The 7,897-nt window shown below is 42.7% G+C and carries 7 protein-coding genes and 1 pseudogene; 3 read left to right on the top strand and 5 right to left on the bottom strand.

The annotated features are described in order from the left end of the window. The 4 genes and pseudogenes from RMX98_RS35755 to RMX98_RS35770 form a co-directional block, all read right to left on the bottom strand. A pseudogene (locus tag RMX98_RS35755) lies at window positions 1-155 on the bottom strand (photosystem II q(b) protein); the annotation flags it as partial. 285 nt (window positions 156-440) lie between these two features. Beyond that, complete coding sequence (locus RMX98_RS35760) at window positions 441-1,115, bottom strand: DUF2834 domain-containing protein (RefSeq protein ID WP_322676149.1); 675 nt, start codon at window positions 1,113-1,115, stop codon at window positions 441-443. Between the two features lie 119 nt (window positions 1,116-1,234). After that, on the bottom strand, window positions 1,235-2,386 hold the full coding sequence (locus RMX98_RS35765; protein ID WP_322676150.1) for a heat-inducible transcriptional repressor HrcA: 1,152 nt from the start codon (window positions 2,384-2,386) through the stop codon (window positions 1,235-1,237). Window positions 2,387-2,852: 466 nt separating this feature from the next. Then, entirely contained in the window at window positions 2,853-3,185 is a 333-nt protein-coding gene (locus RMX98_RS35770; RefSeq protein ID WP_194044571.1) for a rhodanese-like domain-containing protein, read from the bottom strand. Between the two features lie 158 nt (window positions 3,186-3,343). Here RMX98_RS35770 and RMX98_RS35775 point away from each other — a divergent pair, with 158 nt between their 5' ends. Next, window positions 3,344-5,002, top strand: coding sequence for a DUF3352 domain-containing protein (locus tag RMX98_RS35775; protein ID WP_322676151.1), 1,659 nt, complete (start codon window positions 3,344-3,346; stop codon window positions 5,000-5,002). Between the two features lie 138 nt (window positions 5,003-5,140). Here RMX98_RS35775 and RMX98_RS35780 read toward each other — a convergent pair whose 3' ends face one another. Beyond that, entirely contained in the window at window positions 5,141-5,887 is a 747-nt protein-coding gene (locus RMX98_RS35780; protein ID WP_322676152.1) for an SDR family oxidoreductase, read from the bottom strand. 174 nt (window positions 5,888-6,061) lie between these two features. Between RMX98_RS35780 and RMX98_RS35785 the strand changes: the two genes are divergently transcribed. Both RMX98_RS35785 and RMX98_RS35790 read left to right on the top strand, forming a co-directional pair. Beyond that, a complete protein-coding gene (locus tag RMX98_RS35785) occupies window positions 6,062-6,982 on the top strand; it encodes an AraC family transcriptional regulator (RefSeq protein ID WP_322676153.1) in 921 nt (306 codons plus the stop codon). Between the two features lie 290 nt (window positions 6,983-7,272). After that, window positions 7,273-7,764 carry a hypothetical protein gene (locus RMX98_RS35790; protein WP_322676154.1) on the top strand — a complete coding sequence of 164 codons (492 nt, stop codon included), beginning with the start codon at window positions 7,273-7,275 and terminating at the stop codon, window positions 7,762-7,764. The last annotated feature ends 133 nt before the right edge of the window (window positions 7,765-7,897 follow it).

The following is a 7,897-nucleotide window of genomic DNA, read 5'->3' on the forward strand; positions in this document are numbered from 1 at the left end:
AAGGCGATTACGAAGCAAGCGGTGGCGGCTAGCAAGGTCGGAATCATGATTACGCCGAACCAACCGATGTAGATCCGGTTGTTGGTGCTGGTGATCCATTCGCAGAATCGATCCCATACATTGGCGCTTTGGCGCTGTTGTAAGGTTGTTGTCATTGTTTTATGAATGCGATTATTTGCAGATGAATTAGGTAGGTTTGACTACCTGTTACACATCTTAAAGAATTTATTGCGTTTTGTAAAGTACTTTCAGAAAAAATTTTCTCTTGGGATTTACGCACCCACAGAAAATCCCCAAACCTTTGAAAAACCGGGGAATTTGGGTGATATCACTTTGTATTTTAGACTTTCCTGCAAAACGCTACGCGTAGCTTGCTTCTCCAAAGGAGTGGGCTACGCTCAGTCGAACGATTTTGGATTGTGAAAAATGCACTTTATTCTTCAATTCGTTGCTGGCTGCTTGGATATGGACTCTATACCCACCTCTTGTAAAGGTGGACGCACAGATAAATAAACCAATGGCCCAAATAGCGGTATCAAGGCTATTAACCAGAACAACTGCGGATTTTTCCAACCGCGACGCGCCATATCATCCCCCAGCAATGCGGGAAATAATAGACAGAGTAAGCAAAAATCTAAACTCATCACATGGATGAAGCGGTTAGTTTGCCACTCTTGCACAAAATTGCCCCAATCTCCACCTCTTATACCGTAGGTAACTAGAATAACTGTGGCTACTGTCAATACGAAACCAGTTACACGAGAATCTAGTAATTTGAGCAAGATATTCTTTTTACCGACAAACTGATTATTTGGTTCTCTAAAGGCTAAGTACGGCAACAAGGCAAAAGCACCAACTCCGAAAGAGACAGTAGCAAACAGCCAAGCAGGTATTTTTTGTCCTCTACCATCAATAAAGACTACTGCGCTGTAAATAAGAGGCCAGATGCCCATGAGGTTAAATAGTGCTATGACTAACGGGTTTATGCCTTGCCACTGCCCAATAGAAAGGTTTTTAATTAACTCGAATGTACCAGGTTGCTCAGGAGGCGCGAGGAAAAAAGCATAGACAACAAATCCCAGCCACAGTAGACCAAAGGCAATTTTTCTAAGCATGAAAGATTTAAGTAGTATTAATTATTGATTTTGCCGTTACAAATCCGGCTATCTGCTTGCTATGGTATTGTTTGCTCGCCTAAAGGCGTAGCGGCTTGTTCCTAAAGATTAACCGCTAATTAAGGATTGAAATAACTGAAAGCTTCTGAGAGATAATCGGCAGCAGACGCTACTACTGCGATCGCACTTTCATAATCTAGGCGCGTTGGCCCCAAAACTCCCACACTTCCTACGGGTATCGAACCTCGGCGATAGTTAGAAGAAATCAAGGTGCAGGTGCGTATCGGTTCTAATGGATTTTCTGCGCCAATACGAACCGTTACCTTTGGTTTACCACCATCCTCTGGTTCTGGTTCCTCAAATATTAATCGCCACAGTTGGTCTTGTTCTTCTTCCAACAGGTGGATAATTGTTTGTACTTGCTGTAACTGGGAAAATTCTGGCTGGCGCAAAACTTCTGATACACCCCGAACCATAATTTGGGTTGTAGTCGGTGCAAGAGTGCGACGAGTCAATTCGGCAACTGAGTTTTTCAAAAATTCCCCGTAGCGTTGGAATTCTTGATCTAGTTCGCTCCAGTTGAGGTTAGCTAATTCCAACAGACTTCGCCCCCGCAAGTGGGTATTCAAAAAGTTAGAAACAATCTGTAACTCGCGATCGATTACTTCTGAATCTCGTTGTGTTTCTTCTGGTGTTGGCGACAAATCCATCAATTTGGAATGTGTCTCGTAACCATCAGTCACCACAATCAGCATGATCCGCCCAGCTTCAATTTGCACTAATTGCAGATGTCGCAATAGCGCTGTAGTCGTTTGCGGCATAGTAATCAAGCTAATGCAACCACTCAAGGTTGCTAAAATCTGCGCGGCTCCTTGCAGTAGGGTTTCTAAACTTCGATCTTGCCACTGTAGCTGCTTTTGCAATGCCATCTCTACTTCTCGCCCTAAAGTTTCCGTACCACTTTGTGGAAGCAAGCTACGCGTAGCGTCTGTTTGCGACACGCTGCGCGAACGCAGAGAAGGCGTAATTAGCTGGTCAACATAAATGCGATAGCCTGAATCTGAAGGTACACGTCCAGCAGAAGTATGTGGTTGGTAGAGCAATCCAGATTTTTCTAAAACACCCATGACATTACGAATTGTCGCCGAGCTTACACCCAGGTCGTACTCCTCAACCAAAGCCTTTGAACCAACTGGCTCTGCCGTAGCAATGTAGTGACGTACCGTTGCCCAAAGTATATGCTGTTGTCGATTTGTTAACTGAACTTCCATTATGGTATGTTTTGCTGAAGGCAAATTTTAATCAAACTCTCAAGAAATTTGGGGATTTAATCGAAAACAGAAAATATTAATAATTTATTAAGGTATCAAATTATATAATTATATTATGATAAGTATTTTTAAAGTTTATGTACAAAGCATTTTTTAAGATTAGGGTTGAACTAGCAGCTCAATTTTTTTGCAAAAGCTGCTAGTTATAATGTACCCTTGCGATGCTTTTTTCTAACCGTACTTTTGCATAAATTTCTGCTTGCAACAGTATTATTAGATACGTATTTTCTTCAGGGGCTACTACCGAACTGTAATTTAGAGCAATCCAACATTTTTGTGCAGATGTACTTGATGCCCAAATTTCAAACTTTCCGGCAAGCCTCTAAATCGATCTACTTCTATCTTTAGCATAGCAAAAGTTAGATGGAAGAGTAAGTTCCATCTGAATGATGTATCCGAGCAGAAGCTAATACTGCGGAATTGAAGGGTCTACTAATTGGGAATAGGCATCAATACCACCCGAAATATTTTGCACATTTGTAAAACCTTGAGCAATCAACCACTGGCACATTTGGGCAGAGCGGATGCCGTGGTGGCATAATACCAGGGTTTCGGCTTCGGGATTGAAGAGGGTAGGTACTTGATCTCCCCATTCGGCAAATTGACTTAAAGGTAGGTTAACAAAGCCCTCAATGCTAGCGATCGCCAATTCTTCTGGTTCACGCACATCTACTAGCTGAATACTTACATCACTAGAAGAAAGACGTTGCGCCAGTTCTTCTACACTAATTTGGTTCATGGGTTGACTAAAAGAATTCCCGATAAACAGTCCTAATCCTATTTATGGTGGCAGAAAATCTTTGCCTTTGCATGAGTATCCATTCTCAAGAGGGTTGATTAATTCTGCTAGGCTTTCTGCTTAAATGGCTGTAAATCGTCTTTTTTAATAGGTTTAATGTGAATAGGCAACGTTCATTTATCGGTTTTATCGTCGCTGGGGCGATCGCCCTGCTAGTAATTGCGATCGCAGGCTTTTACTGGTTTTTCGCTAAAAGTCCGGCTAACCTCATTGCTTCTAGCTCTGGGCCTGGTGCAGCCATATTCGTGTCGAAACTTTCTCCTGCAATGGTTTCATTATTGACCAATCCTGACCGTTTGCAGGCGTTGGAGCGCGAAGAAGAATTATCTAAACTCAAAACCAGTTTATTCGCCAAGAGTGGCATAGATTACAAACAAGACATTCAACCCTGGTTAGGGGACGAGATTACATTAGCTATTACCACCTTAGATATCGATCGCGATCCAGAAAACGGACAGCAGCCAGGATATCTGTTAGCATTAGCAACCAAGCAACCAGAGAAAAGCCGCGAGTTTGTCGAATTGTTGTTTTCTAAACGAGCCTTAGCTGGTGCAACCTTAGCTGTTGAACAATATAAAGGTGTAAAACTGATTTCTGACAATTCCCAGCCAGAACAAGACTTGCTTGCTGGTGCTGTTGTCGGTGAAAACTTTGTGTTGTTTGCCAACGATCCGAAAGTACTAAGAGATGCTATCAATAACGTCCAAGCGCCGGATCTGAATTTAACTAGCTCACCCGAATACCAAAAAGCTACCAAAGAACGACTCAAAGGGGGATTAGCTGTAGCTTTCTTGAATCTTCCCATCGTCGCAAAATGGCAAGGGTTAGAGTTACCAGAACAACTTTATAACAGTCAAATCATATCTTTAGTGTTGAATCCTAAAGGATTGCTGGCAGAAACCAGCATTTTGACTTCATCAGAAATTGTCCTTCCATCTGCACCGTTATCTAAACCTGTGGGAGCATTGCAGTATGTTCCAGCATCCGCAGGTTTAGCAATTTCCGGCTCGAATTTGAGTAATTTGGCTGACAGTGATTTAGCCAAACTCTGGAAACAAGCAACAGCAACTATATATGGTTCTGAAGAAGATGTGGTTTCTCGATTAGCAAAACCTTTGGCAGATGTTCAAAAACGCTGGGGTATAAATTTACCAGAGGATATTTTCAGTTGGGTACAAGGAGAATATGCCATAGCATTGTTACCTGGGAAAGAGCAAACAACTCCTCATTGGATTTTTGTAGTAGAAAAATCTGAGGATGTGGAAAAAGGTGTGGCTCGATTAGATGCGATCGCCTCAGCCAATGGACTCAGTATTAATTTCTTAACTCTGTCCAAGCAAAAAATCTCTGCTTGGACAGAGTTAACCACAGCAACAAAAAAAAGTGATGTCAAAGAAGGAGAATCTTTCAGCATTGAAGCAAAAGTGCGGGGATTGCATACAGCTTTAGGAAATTACGAAATTTTCACCTCTGACTTGGAGACGATCGATGAAATTCTCACAACCAAGGATAATTCGATAATTGACAATCCTAATTTCAAAGATAGTATCGCTGCAATTCCCCTACCAAACCAAGGTTATGTATATCTCGACTGGACAAAGAGCCAGAATTTGTTAGAGCGTCAAGTACCGATTCTCAAATTAGTGGAAGTTTTAGGTAAACCATTTTTTAACAACCTGCGATCGCTCACAGTCAGTAGTTATGGAACTGACACGCGATCGCTCAAAGGTGGCGTTTTCTTCAAACTCCATAAATAATTCGTTTTTCTAAGGTGTCTGTGACGAGGCGGCCGCCTACATATTCTTTGGAGAATGACAAAAAATAGAGTCAAGGTAGGCAGTAACGCCTACCTTGATATCTCCTAGTAGTTTTCCTAGCGCCGCTTCTTCTCAAAATTAGAATGCGCTTGCTGTGGGGCGGACAATTACTTCATTGATATCGACATCATCTGGCTGGGACACCGCATACAAGACGGCTCTTGCGATCGCATCTGGAGTCAGTGCGATTTTGCGAAATTCTTTCAAAGCGCCTTTTGCAGAATCATCCGTGATATCAGAGCCGAGTTCAGTCTCAACGACACCAGGGGATATTGTTGTCACGCGGATATTTTTCGATTCCTGACGCAGCCCTTCGGATATGGCCCAAACGGCATATTTTGTCGCGCAATAAACCGCACCGGTAGGCACCACCACATGTGCGCCGATAGAAGCAGTATTGATAAACTGACCGCCGCCTTGCGCTTCCATTATAGGCAAACCCGCAGCAATGCCATTCAACACGCCGTGGATGTTTACATTAATCATGGTATCCCACTCCTCAACTTTCAGGGCGTTCATCGGGGAAAGGGGCATAACACCTGCGTTGTTATAGATGACATCAACACGGCCAAACTTGTCTAGAGCAAAGTGAATGAACTTTTTCATATCCTCACGATTAGCGACATCCACCGCCTTGAATTCTGCTGTGCCGCCTTCCTTGTGGATATCCTCAACAATTTTTTCCAGTTTTTCCGTGCGTCGTGCGCCTAAAACAACTTTTGCGCCATTTTTAGCTAGCAATTTGGCTGTAGCTTCACCAATTCCGCTACTGGCTCCAGTGATGATAACAACTTTGTTTTCTACGTTTGTTTTGTCTTTCGTCATTGCCTTATCTTTTGACTGCTTTATTCGATGTGTTCATAATATGTCTGTAATCAAGAGTTTTAAATGCACAAAACTCGCGTTTTATTGCCTAATTCTCCAAAACAAGATTTTCTGAGTAGCAAAGATGTTTTACAATCATCAAAGAAAAATGATTAAATCACTCAGGAAGCCAGTATGGCAATTGAAATACTGAAGCATGGCGCGGCTGTCAATGAGTGTAAAGAACTGGCAGCATTATTAAAGAGGCACACCGACGGCAAGGGGAACGGTGTCCACAAAACAGATATAAATAAACTGGAATTTATGCGGGAATCTTCTACTTCTACCGCATTACACTGTGTTTATGAACCTATTCTTGGCATCGTCGTTCAGGGTAAAAAAGAAGCTTTATTGGGTGAGGAAACTTATCGTTATGGTGCGGCTCAATATCTTGTTGTCTCGGTTGATTTACCGCTCAGTGGATTTGTTATAGAGGCCACGCCAGACAAGCCCTATTTAGGATTCAAGCTGAATTTAGACGCACGGCAACTCTGTGACATTATTGCCCAAATTAGGCCAGCTACGCCTAAGAAAGAAAACTCTGTCAGAGGCTTGTTTGTAAGTAACGTTGATGCACCGTTGATCGATTGTGCCTTAAGACTGACGCGGCTTTTAGATACGCCACAAGATATCCCCATACTAGCGCCGATGATTATCCGCGAAATGTATTATCGCCTTTTAATCGGTGAACAAGGTGAAGCTGTCCGCCAGATTGCCACATCCGGTAGCAACATGCAGCGCATTGCCGAGGTGATAAAACTTATCAAGGCTGATTTTACAAAACCGATGCGGATTGAGGAGCTAGCTGGGCAAGCTAGTATGTCTCCTTCATCTTTCCATCACCATTTTAAGGAAGTAACATCAATGAGTCCGCTTCAATATCAAAAGCAATTAAGACTATTAGAAGCGCGTCGCTTGATGCTTGCCGAAAACTCCGATGCCGCCAATGCTGCCTATCAGGTGGGTTATGAAAGTCCCTCACAGTTCAGCCGTGAATATTCCCGTATGTTCGGTGCGCCGCCAATTAAGGATATTGAACGTTTACGTACAGCTTGAGCGGAAACTGTCGAGTTATTGTTCAAATTAAACCACAATATTGGCGTAATAAACTAAATACGTTAGCTGAAGTTGTCTAGTCCAAAAAAGGTAATTACATCTAAATCATTAATTGCAAAATTGTAGCTGCTGTCTAGATCAAGATACAACCTAGCAATTACCTGCCTGCCTTCAAAGTTATTACTTGTGGCACATTTGATTGTGGCACAAGTAACTGAAATTTTACTGGAATTTTTTCATTAGAATATGTATATATAACTACTAATTTAAAGGCCTGTTGGAGGGCTACTATGAAAGACTGTTGCCCCCGACTTCAGTTTCGCGGCGGTTGGTTGTTGGCTATACTTACCGCCATTACAGCTACCCCTGCAATAGCAGAGACAGCGAACTTTGGTACTTTCAACTTATCAGCAAACTTTGATTCAGCACAAGGAACAGTGCAGGGGTTTACAGGTGGTTCTTACTCATTGTCCGCCATAAGTAACCGCGATCGCGATCAAAAAGCCTGTATTGGCTTTGCCGATCCCAAGCCAGATCATATTATGGTTTTGGAAAAGGACTTTTCCCAGTTAACAATCCAAGTCGATAGCAACAACACCGACACAACTTTACTTATCCAAGGCCCAGATAATACTATGATTCGTTGCGGCGATGATACTGGCAAAAGTAAAGATGCTAGCGTTAGCGATCACGACTGGAAACGTGGTACTTATCGGATTTGGGTAGGTACATTTAATCCTGGGTTCAAGCACGATTACACTCTGAAAGTGGAACAGCAGTGAAGTGGGGAGTAGGGGAGCAGAGGGGTAGGGAGCAGGGAGCAGGGGAGCAGAGGGGCCTTTCAAGGGTAGGGAATTAAGAAAGGGGCAATATAGCCAGTAAAATACAGAACTGAAGTCAGACCGCAAAAATAAC

This window comes from Nostoc sp. DedQUE02, from assembly GCF_034531035.1.
In the GTDB taxonomy this organism is placed as follows: Bacteria; Cyanobacteriota; Cyanobacteriia; order Cyanobacteriales; family Nostocaceae; genus Nostoc.